This window comes from Pseudomonas svalbardensis, assembly GCF_030053115.1.
Classification (GTDB): domain Bacteria; phylum Pseudomonadota; class Gammaproteobacteria; order Pseudomonadales; family Pseudomonadaceae; genus Aquipseudomonas; species Aquipseudomonas svalbardensis.
This window is the reverse complement of record NZ_CP125619.1, coordinates 3,959,516-3,975,702: the sequence shown is the minus strand read 5'-3', so window position 1 is coordinate 3,975,702 and position 16,187 is coordinate 3,959,516. Positions and strand designations below refer to the sequence as shown.

The following is a 16,187-nucleotide window of genomic DNA, read 5'->3' as shown; positions in this document are numbered from 1 at the left end:
GTGTTCCGATGCAGCGATTTATTCCAAACCTGTTGGCCGCAGCCCTGGCCTTTTCTTCGGTGCAAGCCATGGCCGCCGCTGACCTTGTGTTGTTCAACGGCAAGGTCTTCACCGCCGAACCCGGTCAGGGACTGGTCCAGGCAGTGGCCGTGCAAGACGGCAAGATTCTCAAAGTGGGCAGTAATGCCGAGATCAACGCCTTGGCCGACACCCGCACGCAACGGATCGATCTGGCGGGCAAGGTGCTGATGCCAGGAATGATTGATACCCACAGTCACCCGGTGGTTGCGGCCTTCGACAGCATGGGGGCCAACCTGCTGGATGAAGTCAAGCCGTTGCCGGAGCTTGAACAGTGGATTATTGAACAGGATCAGGCGGGCATTGCACGGGCCGGTGACGTGATCAGCATCGCCGGGGTCAGTTCGGCCTATTGGGACAAAAGCCGTGAACTGGGCCAGCGCTTCAATCAGGGGCGCTGGGCGGACCAACCGGTGGTCCTCAGCGGGATCGACGGGCACACCGGCTGGGCCAACAACGCCATGCTCAAGCGCCTGAAGATCGACGCGACACTGGTAAAAGGCCTGTCGGAACAGGACCGCAGCTTTGTGGGTCACGATGCGGATTTCATTCCCAATGGCTATTTTGCCGAGTCGCGCTGGGACCAGGTGCGCAGCCAGATCCCCGCGCCTAGCGACGAGATCAAGTTGAAAGCCGCCCGCGAGGCGGTGAAGGTCAACAATCAATACGGCGTCACCGCCTGGATGGACGCGGCGGCGAATGCCGGCAGTGGCGATTCGTTGTTCGATTTCAAGGCAACCGAGCAGAGTTACGGCGTTTTGCCGCTTTACCGCGAACTGGCAGAGAAGGGCGAACTTAGCGCCCACGTTGCTGCTCTGTTGCTGGCCAATCCAAAAAGCCGACCGGCCGACCTGGAGGTGCTGGCCAAGGTGATGAAGAAATTCGAGGGTGTGCCCAACCTGAGTTTTCCTGGCATCAAGGTATTCGCCGATGGCGTTCTGGAGTTTCCGGGGCAGACCGCCGCGGTGACTGTTCCCTTCAAGAACAGCCATAAAAACGGTCAACTGCTGATCGACCCCGCGCACTTCGGTGAGTTGGTCGTGGCAGCGGAGAAGCGCTACTGGATTGTGCACATGCATGCGGTCGGCGACCGTGCGGTGCGTGAATCACTCAATGGTTTTGCCTACGCGCGCAAACTCAACCCGACACCGGTGGCCCATAGCATCAGCCACCTGCAACTGGTCAACCCGAAAGAGTTTCCGCGCTTCAAGCAACTTGGCGTGATCGCTTCCATGCAATTGCTGTGGGCCACTGGTGAGAGTTACACCGTGGAGTTGGTCAAACCGTATATCAGCGCGTTTGCTTACGGTTATCAGTATCCCGCCAGGTCCCTGCATAACGCTGGTGCGGTCATCGCCGGTGGCAGTGACTGGCCGGTGTCCAGCCCCAATCCGTGGAATGCCATCGCTCAGGCCAGCACTCGCAAAGGGCCATTGGGCGTGTTGAATGCCAAGGAAAGCATCGATCGCCAGACCATGTTCTACGCCTACACGCTCAATGCCGCCAAGGCCCTGCGCCTGGAGCAGCAGATTGGCTCGCTGACACCCGGCAAACAGGCCGATCTGATCATCCTCGACCGCGATGTGTTCAAGGTCAGCGACGAAGAACTGTTCGACACCAAGGTCCTGAAGACCTTCTTCGCCGGCAAAGAGGTGTACGCGCCCGCGTCCTGACCCTCCCTTCACCCGCACCACGCAAAAGATGCCTGGCTCCTCGTATGACGAGGGGCTCGGCATCGCCATGCCTGAAATAACCCGCACCTCCATAAAAATAAGAGACTTGTATGAACGCACGCTCAGTATTGACCCTTGCCACTCTTGTATTGGCACCCCTGACCACCCAGGCACTGACGCTCAACGATAACTTCACCCTGGACATGACCCTGGGAGTCTTTAGCGACTACCGCACCCGTGGCATTTCGCAAACCCTGGGTGATCCGGCGGCTCAGGCCGGTGCCACGCTGGTGCACAGCAGCGGACTGTACGTTGGCGCCTGGACCTCGAATGTCGATTTCGGCGGCGTGTTCAAGACGCGGCAGGAACTCGAGTATTACGCGGGCTACTACTGGCAGGCGACCGAGGCCATCAGCCTCGATCTGGGGTACCTCAAGTACGACTATCCAAAGGAAGGCCAATTCAACCTGAGTGAGGTCTACGCCGTCCTTGACGTTTATGGCGTGAAGCTCGGCGCCAACTACTCAAACGATACGCCGAACTTCTTTGGCGAGGACCAGGACACCCTTTACACCTACCTCAGCTACAAAATCGAATTGCCGGCCGAAATCGGCCTGGACCTGCGCGTGGGTCGCAACGATGTCAAAGACCCGGCGTTCTGGTCCGCCAGCGGCGAAAGCCGTGATGCCTACACCGAGTGGGAAGCCAAGTTGAGCCGTGACTTCGTGGGCGTGACCTGGGGCCTTAGCTACATCGATACCGACCTGTCGAAAAGCGAATGCACGAGTTGGTACGGCTATGGTGATTTGTGCACGGCCACTGTGGTTGCCAGTGCCAGCAAGGCGTTCTAAGCGCTCGAGTCCACACCCTAAAAACAAGCGCCTCAAAGGAAAACAGCGTAATGACCAAGGTCAGCGATAGTCAGCAGCGAAGTCCCCTGATCGAGACACGTTCGATCGATTACATCCCCGAGGCTGAGCGGCATGGCAGCCTCTACAGCCAGTTCACCCTGTGGCTCGGCGCCAACCTGCAGATCACGGCGATCGTCACCGGCGCCCTGGCCGTGGTGCTGGGCGGCGATGTGTTCTGGTCGCTCTTCGGCTTGCTGATCGGCCAGGTGCTCGGCGGCGCAGTGGTTGCCCTGCACGCGGCGCAAGGGCCGAAGCTCGGGCTGCCGCAGATGATCTCCAGTCGTGTGCAGTTCGGGGTCTATGGGGCAGCCATCCCGATTGTCCTGGTGTGCCTGATGTACCTCGGTTTCAGCGCCACCGGCGCGGTGTTGTCGGGGCAGGCCATTGCTCAGTTGATCCATGTCAGCGACAGCGCCGGCATCCTGATTTTCGCCTCCTGCATCGCGTTCCTGACGATGTTCGGTTACCGGGTCATCCACTTGGTCGGCAAGGTGGCCAGCGTGCTGGGTATCATTGCCTTCGTCTATCTGTTTACCCGGTTGATGACCCTCAACGATATCGGTCTGCTGCTGGAAAATCGTCACTTTAGCTGGAGTACTTTCCTGCTGGCGGTGTCGTTGTCCGCGTCCTGGCAGATCGCCTTTGGCCCTTATGTGGCTGACTACTCACGCTACCTGCCGAGCAAGACCTCGTCCTGGAAAACGTTCGCTGCCGTCGGGCTTGGCACGGTGTTGGGCGCCCAGGCGTCCATGGTGCTGGGGGTGTTTGCAGCCGCGTTGGCCGGTGTGAACTTCCGCGGTCACGAGGTGGCGACCATCGTCGGGTTGGGCAGCACCGGTGTGATGGCGTCCCTGCTTTACCTGAGCGTGGTGTTCGGCAAGGTCACGGTGTCCACGCTCAATGCTTATGGCAGCTTCATGTGCGTGGCCACCATCATCAGTGGTTTCCGCAGTCGTCTGGAGATTTCCGCCCGGCAGCGCATGGTGTTTGTGCTGGTGATTGTCGCGGCGTCCACCACGCTCGCGCTGCTGGGCCAGTACTCGTTTCTCAACACCTTCAAGTACTTCATCCTGTTTTTGCTGACCTTCTTCACACCGTGGAGCGCGATCAATCTGGTGGATTACTACTTCATCAACAAAGAGCGCTGTGACATCCCGGCATTGTCCGACCCGGCGGGTCGTTATGGCCGCTGGAACATGCCCGGGATCAGCGTGTATGTCGTCGGTGTATTGATCCAGTTACCCTTCGTCGATACTCACTTCTACTCCGGGCCGATGGTCGCGCAGCTCGGCGGTGTCGATATTTCCTGGATCGTTGGTCTGGTGGTGCCGGGGATTCTTTATTACGGGCTGGCCAGGACGTCAATGCCGGTGGTGGCCCCTGCGCGGAACTGAAAGGCCTTAAGGAGGAAAGCGGAAATCTGGGTGAACCCAAAAAGATCGCAGCCTGCGGCAGCTCCTGTTTGTGGCGCTGCCGCAGGCTGCGATCTTTTGATCTACATTTCCCTTTTTCCGCTCATCACATCAATCCGCAAGGAGACGATCAACATGGACATCCAGGCCCTGCGCGCCGACGCATCCCACCTCGATAAAATCGCCAGCCTGTTCGACGCCTATCGAGGCTTCTATGGTCAGCCATCGAACCTGTCGCAGTCTCGCGACTTCATCGCCGAGCGCATTGCCCGGGACGAATCCGCGATCTTCTTCGCCCAGGCCCCCAGCGGCGAGGCGCTGGGTTTCGTCCAGCTGTTCCCGACGTTCTCCTCCATCGACGCTCACCGCACCTGGCTGCTAGGCGACCTCTTCACAACACCCGCCGCCCGAGGGCAAGGGGTCGGCACGTTGCTGATGAACACTGCGCGAGCCTTCGCATTGTTGACCGGCGCCAAAGGCATGGTGCTGGAAACGGCCACGGACAATGTCGGCGCGCAACGATTGTATGAATCCTTGGGCTATGTACGCGATACGGGTTACTACACCTACTGCCTCGATTTGAAACAAGGCTGAGCCAACCGCTACCGGTTACATCAACTCGTGCAGAAATGCAGCTTGAGCCTTGGGGCAGGTGAGGATGCGGTAACGCGTGCTCCGGGAAACACCACGGTCTCGAAAGCGCTCATACACCGCCTGGAAAACCTCACGGTTCAATTGCGGGTGCTGATGCTTCAGGTAGCGTTCACAACATGCGTTGTAGTGTTCAACCGATATGAACTTGTTGAACCAGAAGCGATAGAAGTAACCCAGCAGAAAACCCAGGCTGAAGTCGTGATCCAGCACCGAATGAGCGCAGCATTCGAAATCGATCAGGCGCAGCCTGCCATCGGGGCCAATCAGGATGTTCTTGGGGTGCGGGTCCATGTGCACAAACCCCTCGACCAGCGTCTGCCCAAACAGTTGGAAAATGTCCAACAGCAGCGTTTGCGCCTGCTCGGGTTGGGCGATCAGTCGATCATCGACGCTGCAATGATTGTCGAAAAAATTGACCAGCAAATACTCTTCCTTGAGAAATGGAAAACGTCCGACGTGGCCGAATCCAGCCACTCTGGGCGACGATTCTGACTTGGCAGCCACAACGGACAGATTGATGAATTCGTTGGTCAGGTCATGCAGCCCGAACACACGCTTGAGGCCCAGGAAGTTCTGCAGCTGCTTTTTCCAGTGGATCAGGCGGTTGTGTTTCAACACCCATTTGCGCTCACCTTCGAGCAGGAACACGCTGCGGGTTTCCTCGGGGATATCCAGCAAGGCATGTTGATCCGGCTCGGCAAAAAAACGCTGAAGCACCGTCACCAGTTCGTTCTGATCAGACGGATCGAGATGGAACGTGACGTCAGCAATCTTTTGCTGATTCAGAGGGGAAGTAAGGTGTCTGAGGTGACGCATGTAAAGTCCCTGCTAATGCTTTGCGGTCCATAAAACGCCGGCAATCGAGCGCGACGCTTTTTCGTTATCGGCAGGACGCTGCAGACCCTTACTCACAGGGTTGATTTTTTATCGCTGGGTTGGCCGCACCTACGCCGTCAAGCTCGACCAGGCTGTGCCTCGCGATGCGGGGTACAGCCTTGCCAATACGAGACGGTCTTCGATTCTATGCAAACCCGAGAAACGACAGGATAACCACGACAATCACAATTACCCCGACGATGTAGATGATGTTGTTCATGAATTCCACCTCTCAACCTGAATTGGATGGCGACGCGAGGGTGTACAAATACAAGGTAGTGCACCTTTGCTCCCACTTCCATCAAGCAGCACAGTTCCCGCGCCACTCGACTTATAGCCAGTATTCCCAGAGTCGCCCCATCTGCTCCTTGGCTCTCAAAGCGAGCGAGCGGCGCTGCCACTTTTCCAGCTTGATTTCGCTCGATTTGGCCAGATCAGCCATGAATGCCGCCTGCATCTTTTTTGCAAATCCGGTGCCCAGCACAACGACGTTGACTTCATCGTTGTGCAGGAAGCTGCGCCAGTCGAGGTTGGTGGAGCCGACACTCGACCACACGCCATCGATGACGGCAGTCTTGACGTGGAGTAGCGCGTCACGGCGTTCGTAAAGTTTGACGTTGGCCTCCAGCAGCTCGCTGTAGTAGGCGCGTCCGGCATGGAACACCAGCCACGAATCGGTGCTACTGGGCAACACCAGCTTGACGTCGACGCCACGTGCTGCCGCCTCCTTGAGTGCCGCCAACAACTGCGGATCGGGCACAAAGTAGGCGTTAGTCAGCCATATCTCGGTCTGCGCGCTATGCAGCGCCGAAATCAACGTCGCATAGATCTGGCTGAACGGCTCATCTGGGGAGCTGCCGATGGCGCGAATCACCTCGGTGCCTTTGCGCTCCAGCGGCGGAAAGTAGTGGCGAGGTGCGAGTGGTTCACCTTTCTGGGTCGTCCATGTTCCGATGAACAGCTTCTGCAAGTCCGCAACCACGGGCCCCTCAATGCGCAAGTCGGTATCGCGCCAGGGCAAATCACCCGTTGGGCGAGTCTTCGAGTGTGAGCTGAACGAGCCCCCCGAATAGACGCTGCTGATGTTGATCCCGCCGAGAAAGGCTATACGGCCGTCCACTATCAGCAGCTTTCGGTGGTCGCGCTGGTTCACGTCCCAGCCCGCTTTGGCCGTCACTGGATTGATAGGGTTGTACTCCAGCACTTTGATGCCCGCATCGGTCAATCGAGAGAAAAACGCTGAGGGTGTTCCAAGGGTTCCGACGCTGTCACGGATCAGATTGACCTGTACGCCTTTGTGTTGCTGAGCGATCAGTGCGGCGGCGAAACGCTGACCGACTTCATCATCGTCGAGGATGTAGGTCTCCATGTTGATGTGGTCGCGCGCAGCTTCAATGGCTTTGATCATCGACTGGTAGGTGGTGGGACCGTCCTGCAGCAAGTCGACCTTGTTTCCTTCCGTTAGCGGGCTACCGGAGATGGACTCTTCGATTGCGAGGTGCACATCGAAGATGTTGGTCTGTGCGCCGGTGGACTTGAGTCGGTCGAGAATGGCTTTGCTGCGCTCGGCTGACAGAGGTCCGTTTATCCCGTCGAGTTGCACCGGCGCAGAGGGCGCGTGAGCCATGTCCGGCACTATCCTCGGCAAAGCACTGGAGCCAATCACAAATGTCAGGAATACAGCCACGCATAGCACCAGAGCAATACATGCACCCTTACATCGGGTTAGAAGATTCATTAGGCCCCCTCTTGGTGAGGACGGTGATAGCGCTCTGTCCGGGCGTCTTGCGGACTACGCAAGGCGCCTTGATGGACGGTTTTCAGCGCTTGATCAGGGAAATCTTCGTGCCCTCGATACTGATCCCGGCCATTAACCCCTGCTGGTCGAAAATGAACGCGTAGGCATCGTCCTTCACTGTCGTGCTGGACAGATTCTTCGCCACCCCGTCATCAACCAATACAACGGTGGGTCCTACGCCGACTTCCCAACCCTTGGTCTCACGAACATAATTTACGGCTTTGTCGGTCATCAGGAACACTGCATAACCGTACGATTGGGCGCCTGCCTGCAGTCCCCAGGACCCGGTTACGGAGTTGTAATAATTCTCTACTTGCGAGCCTTTCATCAGCACGCCTTCGCCATAGCTGCCACCAAACACAAGGCCGGCCTTGATGATTTTCGGAAAGACCAGCACCGCTTTGGCATTCTGCGAAATGGTTTTGGCAGATGGGGTGGTCTTGTAAAGCGTTTGCAACGCTTGCCGGGAGTCGGCATTCAGGTCCTCGGCGGTTGCCGCACCTGCATTGTTCAGGAGGCTCGCTGATGCCAACGATGCTGTGGCGAGGAAGATCGAAAGGAAGAAGCGCATTGACTGAGTCATTTTCGTACTCCGGTAAGGGAGCAGGGGATGGGAGCAGCAGTCAGCACCTGCACCAGACAGGATCCGAACCTACTGAACGTTATCCGGCGCACCCTGATGTGTGTGAATTGCAAAGCTTCGCTCTTGAATGAAGCAGGCACAAGGCCTTTGATCAGTCGCGATGCCGTCAGATGTTTGGACCACTGTGCAACGGCCGGGTTCGTCGTCAGAGGCAAAGAGGTCGATGAGCCCAAAGAAACGCCAGGCCACGACAGACTCAAACGCCCCATCCCTCGCGCACAGCCCTTCGAATGCCCTCCAACAGCATCGCAAATGCCGGGTTGTCATTGTTCTCGCGCCAGATCAAATGCAGCTCGCTCTGCACACCTTCGCCCAAATCGATATCGCGAAACACTACGTTCTTGAACACCACGCTGGTGGCGCAGCGAGGCACCAGGGCCAGGCCCATTCCGGCGTTGACCAAGGCCAGGATGGTCAAGGATGAACCGAGCCATTGCACGTATTCCGGGGCGACGCGGGCAGAGCGGAGCATGCCGGTCAGCAGTTCGTTGAACGGCGGGTAGGCGGCGTGGGCGTACATCAGGAACGGTTGCGCATCGAGGTCTTTGACCGAGACGGTTTCTGCACTCGCCAGCCGATGGTGGCTGGGGGCGGCCAGTACGAACGGCTCGCGCACCAGGCATTCGGTGGCGTATCCCGGCTCCAGCAAAGGCGCGCGAACAATGCCCAGATCGATACGCCGCGCACGCAAGGCTTCATGCTGCTGGTAGGTGTTCATCTCCGTCAGGTCGATTTTCACATGCGGCTGTTTGAGCCGTGCTTCAGCGATGACCTTGGGCAGGAATTCATACACCGCGCTGCCGACGAAGCTGATGTTGACCGAGCCGATGTCGCTCTCGGCAAAACGGCGGGCGGTGACGGCGGCTTGCTGGGCGCGCTCCAGCAGGTTCTGCGCTTCGATGAAGAAGGCGCGGCCGGCGGCGGTCAGGGCGACGCTGCGGGTGGTGCGGTTGAACAGCTCCACGCCCAGGTAATGTTCCAGCAGTTGAATCTGTCGACTGAGAGGCGGTTGAGTCTGTTCAACCGTTCGGCGGCGCGGCGGCGATGGCCATGGCGTTTGTACGCGGCGAAACCAGCTTCTATGTACTGCGTTTTGTCCTCGGTGCAGCCGAAGCAGGGTTTTTCCCATGCATCATTTACTACTTCACCCAATGGGTGCCATCGACCGAAAGTGGCAAAGCCATGGCGATTTTCCTCCGCGGTTCGGCCATTGCCTCGATCATGCTCTGTGGGTTTGTGTGGTTCTGGTTGCAATCTCATCCGCGCGAGGCGAAATGGCTGAGCGCCGAAGAAAAGGGCGCACTGGTTGACGCCATCGCGCTGGAACAACAAGCCCGCGAAGCCACACAGACAGTCAAGCCGTCGATGTTCAAACTGCTGGCCGACAAGCAAATCGCGCTGTTCTGCTTCATCTACTTTTCCATCGCCCTGACCATCTACGGCGCCACGTTCTGGCTGCCAAGCATGATCAAGAAAATGGGCAACCTCGGCGACTTCCAGGTGGGCCTGTTCAACTCGATTCCGTGGATCATTTCGATCATCGCGATGTATGGCTTCGCCGCCATGGCCAGCAAATGGAAGCACCAGCAAGCCTGGGTGGCCTTGACCCTGGTGATCGCCGCGTTCGGCATGTTCATGTCCACCACTGGCGGGCCGATCTTCGCCTTCGTCGCCATCTGTTTTGCCGCCATTGGCTTCATGGCCGCCTCGGCATTGTTCTGGCCGATTCCGCAAGGCTATCTGGACGCTCGCATCGCCGCCGCGGTGATCGCCTTGATCAATTCCATCGGCAACCTCGGCGGTTTCGCCGCCCCGACGCCGTTCGGTTTCCTTGAGCAAAAAAACCGGCTCCATCGAAGGCGGGTTGTACGGCCTGGCGGCCACTTCGCTAGTCGCAGCCGTGGTGATCTTTTTTGCCCCTACGGCACCGTGCGGCGACGTCGCAACGCCTGAAAAATCCATCAGTCATCAAGCCTTGAGTTCAGGTTCAAAGGGAGCAGTTTCTTGAAAATCAAACGAGTCACCGTCACCCCAATCGCTTTCCGTGATCCGCCGCTGCTGAATGCCAGTGGTATCCACGAACCTTTTGCGCTGCGCTCGATCATCGAGATTGAAAGCGACAACGGCTACATTGGCCTGGGTGAAAGCTACGGCGACGCCCCGGCGCTGTTGATCCAGCAGCAACTGCAAGACCAGTTGATCGGCCTCGCCCCGTTCAACCTCAATCAACTGCGCCGCATCGTGCAGGCCACAGCGGCGGCGAACAAACCGGCGAGTATTGCCGGTGCGGAACTGGCGCCCGGCTCCCACGCCAGCAAAGCGGTGAGCAATGCGTATTCGGCGTTCGAAGTGGCGTTCCTGGATTTGCAGGCGCACTCGTTGAACGTGCCATTGGTGGACTTGCCGGGCGGGGCGATTCGCGACGAGATTCCGTTCAGTGCCTACCTGTTCTTCAAGTACGCCCAGCATGTCGACTCACCCTACAAACCCGACAGTTGGGGTGAAGCGCTGAACGAAGTACAGATCGTCGCCCAGGCGCGGCGCATGATCGAGGCCAACGGTTTCAAGAGCATCAAGCTTAAGGCCGGCACGCTGCCACCGGAGCACGAAGTGTCGTGCATCAAGGCGCTGAAAAAGGCTTTCCCCGGTTACCCGTTGCGCATCGACCCGAACGGCAACTGGTCGCTGGAAACTTCGATTCGCATGGCCGAGCTGTTGGGCGATGACCTGCAATATTACGAAGACCCGACGCCGGGCCTCGACGGTATGTCCGAACTGCACAAACGCACCGGCCTGCCCCTGGCGACCAACATGGTGGTCACCGACTTCGATGAGTTCCGCCGCAGTATTGCTTTGAACAGCGTGAAGATCACCCGCGCGCCCGGATTGGGCCTGGAACTGGATCACGATCAATTGGGCAAGCTGCACGACCAGTACCTGACCTGCGGCATTCGACAGCGCGATGACGTGAGCAGATGCAGCGTTACAAGCCGGAGTGGAAGGCGGTCAAACCGCGTTTCTGATCACGTGAGCTGTGCCCCCGGGAGTACTGAAAAGCCCTGGCAACCCAAAGGAGCAATCCTTGGCCTATGCTGGTGGCTTTTCAACGAGTCGGTTTCGGCGGGGGCATAGATGGATCATCGGTGTGAAGTAGCGGTTCTCGGCATGGGCGCAATGGGCGCTGCCACCCTGTATCAACTGGCGAAATCCGGCGTCAAGGTGGTGGGTATCGACCGCCATCATCCTCCCCACGATCAAGGTTCCAGCCATGGCGATACGCGCATCACCCGGCTCTCGGTCGGGGAAGGCGCCGAGTATCTGCCCATCGTCCGCAACTCCCACAAAATCTGGCGCGAGCTCGAAGCGCTGTCCGGTGAGTCATTGTTCGAGCAGTGTGGGGTGCTGGTCATGACCTCCAGCCCCACGTATGACGCTGACGATGAAAGTGACTTCACCCACAGCACCCTTCATCTCGCGAACACCTATGGCATTGAGCACGAGGTGTTGTCGGCGGGACAGATTCGCGAGCGTTTTCCGCAGTTTTCACCGGTGCTGGACACGGCAGTCGGCTATTTCGAACCGGGCGGCGGTTATGTCCGGCCCGAGCGTTGCATTGCGGTACAGCTCAAACTCGCCGAGGAACTGGGCGCGACGCTGCTGAAGGGCGAAACCGTCATGCAAATCACCTCGGACGAGCAGGGCGTCACCGTCATTACCGATCAGCGAACCATCCTCGCCGACAAGGTCGTGATCAGCGTCGGCATGTGGTCCAAGGGCTTGCTCGGCGAGCCTTTCGACCGGTTGCTGCGGGTGTGTCGTCAGAAGCTGTTCTGGTTCGAACTGGAGGAGAACGCCCGGTTTGCGCCGGTGTCACCGACCTATATTTGCGCTCACGGGCCAGGCGATGAAGACTCTGTCTATGGTTTTCCACCGCTGCCCGGCGAGGGCAACCTGAAGGTCGGCACCGAGCAATACAGCGAAGAGACTTCACCCGACACGCTGGACAGAACCGTCAGCGACGCCGAAGCACGCGAAATGTTCGACACCCATGTGCGCGGCAAGATGGCGGGCGTCAGCTCGCGGGTCGTCAAGTCGGCGGTGTGTGCTTACACCGTCACACCGGACGGCAATTTCATCATCGACGAGCACCCGACACTGAAAAATACCCTGGTGGTGTCCGCCTGTTCGGGGCATGGCTTCAAGCATTCCGCTGCGCTGGGCGAGGCGCTGGCGCAGTGGTGCGTGCGGGGCAGCAGTGATCTGGATTTGTCGGCGTTTTCGTTGAAGCGGTTTGAGGGCGTTATTGAGTGAGTGCAGTGCTCAGGCGCTCGATCTGCGCCAGCTCCCAGGTGCTGAGCAAACTGACCGGGTCAGTGCCGTAACGTTGCCAACTGTCGAGCGCGCCCTCGCGACCGTCCGGGCTTTGGCAACGTTGGCAGTGGCGCAAGTGATTGCCGTCGAAGTCGAGGGTCAGACGCCAGCCCTCGATATCGAGCTGCACCTGGCCGGGCTCGGGTTGTTCGTCGAGGCGCTTTAGAAGCCGAACTTCCAGCGCGGCGTCGCGCAATTGCTGGTAAACCTCGCGGGCGGTCAGGGGCGGCACTGATGTCTCCGGTGAGTTCGTGGCTTGCGTAGAATCGGGGTGCACAGGATAGACGATCATGGTGAAATCTCGGCGAGCTTGTGCTGTGAACACCTACTGATCTGGAACCCTACATGAAGAAAGCCGCTGTACTCACCTTCGCCCTAGTGTTCAATGCAGGATTATTGAGCACGCAAGCACAGTCAGCCGGCGATGCTGAAGCGGGTGCGACACTGTTCAAGCGGATATGCGGCGGCTGCCATCAGGTCGGGGAGTCGGCACGCGGTTCATTCGGGCCGCAGCTCAATGGCATTTTTGGACGCCCTTCGGGCAGCACCACGGATTACCAGTATTCCGATGCGATGAAATCAGCCGGCATCGTCTGGACCCGCGAAACGCTGACTGCATACCTCGAAGCTCCAAAGGAAGTGGTGCCCGGCACGCGCATGATTTTCTGGGGACTCAGCGACCCGGAGAAGATCGACAACCTGTTGGCGTACCTTCAGACGTTTCAGCCGCAGTAGGACTTTGCGACTTTAGAGGGCATTCGCGAGGCGCGGAGCACTCGGTGGTTCTGATCTGATTTACAATCCCCCCTTTTGACGGAGGGGCAGCCGTTCATGGATGTTCTCGCGTTTCTGTATGACTACCTGATCAAGTGGGTGATCGAGCCTGTCACGGATCAGTTTCTTGGCATTTTCGATCTGAACGGCCGCTTCAGCATCGTGTTTCTCTGCGTGTCCTACAGCATCGCCTACAGCCTGTACCGCTTCAGAAAATATCGCGGGCTGACCGACGCACGTTCTTTCTGGCAGTTCATCGGCGGGCACCGGGTTCATTTTCATCCCTCGGCGTTGCTGGATTACCGGTACTACTTCGTGCGGGCCATTCTGAAGGTCGCGCTGGTGTTGCCCATTGTTGGCCTGGTCGATCCGTACGTCCTGCGTTCCGGCGACTACATCTCGTTTTTCAACAATCTTTGGGGGGCGCGCGCGCAGGTGGGGGAGAACCTCTTACTTTCCTTGCTATACGGGCTGGGCGTGTTTCTGGTGCAAGACTTCATCCATTACTGGGGCCATCGCGCCTTTCATTCCCGGTATCTGTGGGCGTTCCACAAAGTCCATCATTCCGCGCCCGTCCTGGTGCCGGCGACGGCGAGCCGGATTCACTTTGTGGAGAAAATGGTCGAAAAACTGACTGACACCGTCTTCCTCGGCGCTTTTGCCGGTGTCTTCTGGTACGCCTGCGGCGGGGAGATCAGCCGGTACACCTTGTTCGGCGTGACGTATATGGTCCTGATCCTCAATGCCTTGGCGGCCAATTTGCGTCACAGCCATGTCTGGCTTTCATTCGGGCCCGTGGTCGAGCATGTGCTGAACAGCCCGGCGCAGCACCAGATTCACCACAGTGACGCGCCCCGACACTTCAACAAGAATTTCGGTACCAACCTGTCACTCTGGGACTGGATGTTCGGTACGCTCTACGTCACACACTCGACGCCCGAGCCCATTCAGTTCGGCACCGGCAAACAGGATCACGACCGTTACCTGACGCTCTATAGCCTGATCGTCACGCCCTTTGTGGACATCGCCCGCAAGATCCCCACCAGGCGTGCCATGGAATGGCCGTCGCGTTTTGCCGAAAAACTCTCGTTGAAACTCTTCCGCCGACGTTGGCGCTGAATTCCGGGGCGACGTTCAATCAGTGGGCGGGATTGGAGCGTGTAACGCCCCAATCCCGCCCTTATTATTTGCTAACCGGCAAGGGTGGGGTGCGAGGCGGGATCAATCGTTTCGTCCCGATCGACTCGAACGCCGAAGCCAGGCGCAGCAGCGTCGAATCGTCATAGGCACGACCGGCAAATGTGAGCCCGACGGGCATGCCGATGTCCGGCATGACGCCCATCGGCACTGTGACCGTGGGGACTCCCAGGTGCCGGATGGCAAGATTGCCGTTGGCGACCCAGACGCCGTTGCTCCACGCGATATCCGCAGACTTCGGATCGACATCGGCATTCGCCGGACCCACGTCGGCCACCGTCGGGAACAGCACCGCATCGAGCCCCAACCGATCCATCCAGTCCTCAAGATCGATTCGACGTGTCAGTTCAAGTCCGCGCAGTCCGTCAGGAACGGTGGAGATCTGGTCCCACGGTGTGATGCCGCGCTCGGCCATCTTCACGTACTCGTCCATGCCAGCGGCAAGGTCGTCCTCCCGGTTGGGGAGCGTGCCCGGGTCGTGGGGGAAAATCAGCGGTCCGTCGACATCGGCCAGGCGGTTCAACTTGGGATCGCCATTAGCCCGCAGAAAATCATCGAACGCCCAGGCCGACAGGTCCCACAATTCATGATGCAGGAACTCTTTGGACACCAGGCCTCGCGTAAACACGGTCGGCGCACCCGGGCGATCACCCTCGCAATTAGACACCAGCGGGAAATCGACTTCGATCACTTCCGCACCGGCAGCTTTCAGTGCCTTGCGAGCCTCTTCCCAGAGCCCGATCACGGAAGGACGGGTGATGATTCGCTGCCCCGTCGGACCACCGATGCCAGGCGCGTCGCTCGTGCCCGCTTCGGGATCCGCATTGATGTACATGCGCGGAACACCAAAGCGCTTTCCTGCCAGTGCATCGGACTTCACGGCCAACTCGGCATAGGAAGCGGGACGCACTGAAGCGACACTTGGAATCGGCACCCACAGTTGCATGCGCCACAGATCGCCACGGGTGTCGGGATCATCCGCCACCACCACGTCGAGCACTTCGAGCAGGTCGGCCATGGTTCTGGCAAACGGCACGACAACGTCCATCGTCGGCGTCAACGGCCAGTTGCCGCGCACCGAAATCACCCCGCGCGAAGGTGTGTAGGCACACAGACCATTGTTCGATGCAGGACCGCGTCCGCTCGACCAGGTTTCTTCCGCGAGGCCAAATGCCGCGAAGCTGGCGGCAGTTGCGGTACCGGCGCCGTTCGATGAACCCGAGGCGAAGGGAGCGGTGAGATAGTCAGCGTTGTACGGGCTTTCTGCACGGCCGTAGACCCCGCGCTGCATGCCGCCGTTTGCCATGGGCGGCATGTTGGTCTTGCCCAGGCAGATCGCGCCAGCAGCGCGAAGCCGTTCGATCGTGAACGCATCGCGATAAGCAATCAGGTTCGCGAAGGCCGGACTTCCCGAGGCAGCAGTGAGCCCTTTCACCAGATAACTGTCCTTGGCCGTATAGGGAATGCCGTCGAGCGGACCCAGCGTCTCGCCCTTGGCCCGGCGAGTATCGGACGCCTGCGCCTCGTTCAGCGCCTCGGGGTTTCGAACCACCACCGCGTTGAGGGCGGTGGGCGTGTCGGGACCGTCGTAGGCATCGATCCTGGCGAGATAGGCCTGGACCAGTTCAACCGCAGTGGTTCGACCTGACTCGAGCGCAGCACGCAGTTCGGCAATGGAAACTTCGGTGACCTCGATCATGCTGTTACCACCGTCTGCTGATGGACGACGCGATGAATGTTGCCATCGCGCTGAATGTTGGGCTCAGGGACATCACTAATCTCAAAATGGGTATTCATCAG

The 16,187-nt window shown here is 58.9% G+C and carries 12 protein-coding genes and 3 pseudogenes; 9 read left to right on the top strand and 6 right to left on the bottom strand.

Features of this window, described 5'->3' with window-relative positions; genetic code table 11:
- Nucleotides 1-8 precede the first annotated feature (8 nt).
- The 4 genes from QFX16_RS18365 to QFX16_RS18350 all read left to right on the top strand — a co-directional run bounded on the left by QFX16_RS18365 (nucleotide 9) and on the right by QFX16_RS18350 (nucleotide 4,668).
- On the top strand, nucleotides 9-1,751 hold the full coding sequence (locus QFX16_RS18365; RefSeq protein ID WP_283180817.1) for an amidohydrolase: 1,743 nt from the start codon (nucleotides 9-11) through the stop codon (nucleotides 1,749-1,751).
- Between the two features lie 110 nt (nucleotides 1,752-1,861).
- A complete protein-coding gene (locus QFX16_RS18360; protein WP_283180816.1) occupies nucleotides 1,862-2,602 on the top strand; it encodes a TorF family putative porin in 741 nt (246 codons plus the stop codon).
- 50 nt (nucleotides 2,603-2,652) lie between these two features.
- Entirely contained in the window at nucleotides 2,653-4,056 is a 1,404-nt protein-coding gene (locus QFX16_RS18355) for a purine-cytosine permease family protein (RefSeq protein ID WP_283180815.1), read from the top strand.
- 153 nt (nucleotides 4,057-4,209) lie between these two features.
- Nucleotides 4,210-4,668 (top strand): GNAT family N-acetyltransferase, encoded by a 459-nt coding sequence (locus QFX16_RS18350; protein ID WP_283180814.1) that lies wholly within the window; start codon nucleotides 4,210-4,212, stop codon nucleotides 4,666-4,668.
- A gap of 15 nt (nucleotides 4,669-4,683) precedes the next feature.
- Here QFX16_RS18350 and QFX16_RS18345 read toward each other — a convergent pair whose 3' ends face one another.
- The 4 genes and pseudogenes from QFX16_RS18345 to QFX16_RS18330 all read right to left on the bottom strand — a co-directional run bounded on the left by QFX16_RS18345 (nucleotide 4,684) and on the right by QFX16_RS18330 (nucleotide 9,128).
- Nucleotides 4,684-5,544, bottom strand: a complete 861-nt coding sequence (locus QFX16_RS18345; protein ID WP_283180813.1) for a phosphotransferase — start codon at nucleotides 5,542-5,544, stop codon at nucleotides 4,684-4,686.
- A gap of 391 nt (nucleotides 5,545-5,935) precedes the next feature.
- The gene (cls, locus tag QFX16_RS18340; RefSeq protein WP_283180812.1) at nucleotides 5,936-7,231 is read right to left on the bottom strand and encodes a cardiolipin synthase; all 1,296 of its coding nucleotides are present in this window, start codon (nucleotides 7,229-7,231) and stop codon (nucleotides 5,936-5,938) included.
- 193 nt (nucleotides 7,232-7,424) lie between these two features.
- Nucleotides 7,425-7,985 carry a lipid-binding SYLF domain-containing protein gene (locus QFX16_RS18335; RefSeq protein WP_283180811.1) on the bottom strand — a complete coding sequence of 187 codons (561 nt, stop codon included), beginning with the start codon at nucleotides 7,983-7,985 and terminating at the stop codon, nucleotides 7,425-7,427.
- Between the two features lie 256 nt (nucleotides 7,986-8,241).
- A pseudogene (locus tag QFX16_RS18330) lies at nucleotides 8,242-9,128 on the bottom strand (LysR family transcriptional regulator).
- On the opposite strand from QFX16_RS18330, the pseudogene QFX16_RS18325 reads away from it, so the two are divergent.
- From QFX16_RS18325 to solA, 3 genes and pseudogenes are all read left to right on the top strand, one after another.
- A pseudogene (locus QFX16_RS18325) lies at nucleotides 9,078-10,053 on the top strand (MFS transporter); the annotation flags it as partial. The pseudogenes QFX16_RS18330 and QFX16_RS18325 sit on opposite strands and share 51 nt — an antisense overlap.
- Nucleotides 10,050-11,068 (top strand): annotated as a pseudogene (locus QFX16_RS18320) (enolase C-terminal domain-like protein). The pseudogenes QFX16_RS18325 and QFX16_RS18320, both read left to right, overlap by 4 nt.
- A 109-nt stretch (nucleotides 11,069-11,177) precedes the next feature.
- The gene (gene solA, locus QFX16_RS18315) at nucleotides 11,178-12,356 is read left to right on the top strand and encodes an N-methyl-L-tryptophan oxidase (RefSeq protein WP_283180810.1); all 1,179 of its coding nucleotides are present in this window, start codon (nucleotides 11,178-11,180) and stop codon (nucleotides 12,354-12,356) included.
- On the opposite strand, the gene QFX16_RS18310 is transcribed toward solA, so the two are convergent.
- On the bottom strand, nucleotides 12,346-12,648 hold the full coding sequence (locus QFX16_RS18310) for a DUF7693 family protein (RefSeq protein WP_283180809.1): 303 nt from the start codon (nucleotides 12,646-12,648) through the stop codon (nucleotides 12,346-12,348). The two genes, solA and QFX16_RS18310, sit on opposite strands and share 11 nt — an antisense overlap.
- A 113-nt stretch (nucleotides 12,649-12,761) precedes the next feature.
- Between QFX16_RS18310 and QFX16_RS18305 the strand changes: the two genes are divergently transcribed.
- A complete protein-coding gene (locus QFX16_RS18305; protein ID WP_283180808.1) occupies nucleotides 12,762-13,151 on the top strand; it encodes a c-type cytochrome in 390 nt (129 codons plus the stop codon).
- A gap of 96 nt (nucleotides 13,152-13,247) precedes the next feature.
- Nucleotides 13,248-14,309 (top strand): sterol desaturase family protein, encoded by a 1,062-nt coding sequence (locus QFX16_RS18300; protein WP_283180807.1) that lies wholly within the window; start codon nucleotides 13,248-13,250, stop codon nucleotides 14,307-14,309.
- A 64-nt stretch (nucleotides 14,310-14,373) separates the two neighbouring features.
- On the opposite strand, the gene QFX16_RS18295 is transcribed toward QFX16_RS18300, so the two are convergent.
- Nucleotides 14,374-16,086: an amidase gene (locus QFX16_RS18295; RefSeq protein WP_283180806.1), complete on the bottom strand. Its 1,713-nt coding sequence runs from the start codon at nucleotides 16,084-16,086 to the stop codon at nucleotides 14,374-14,376.
- Between the last annotated feature and the right edge of the window lie 101 nt (nucleotides 16,087-16,187).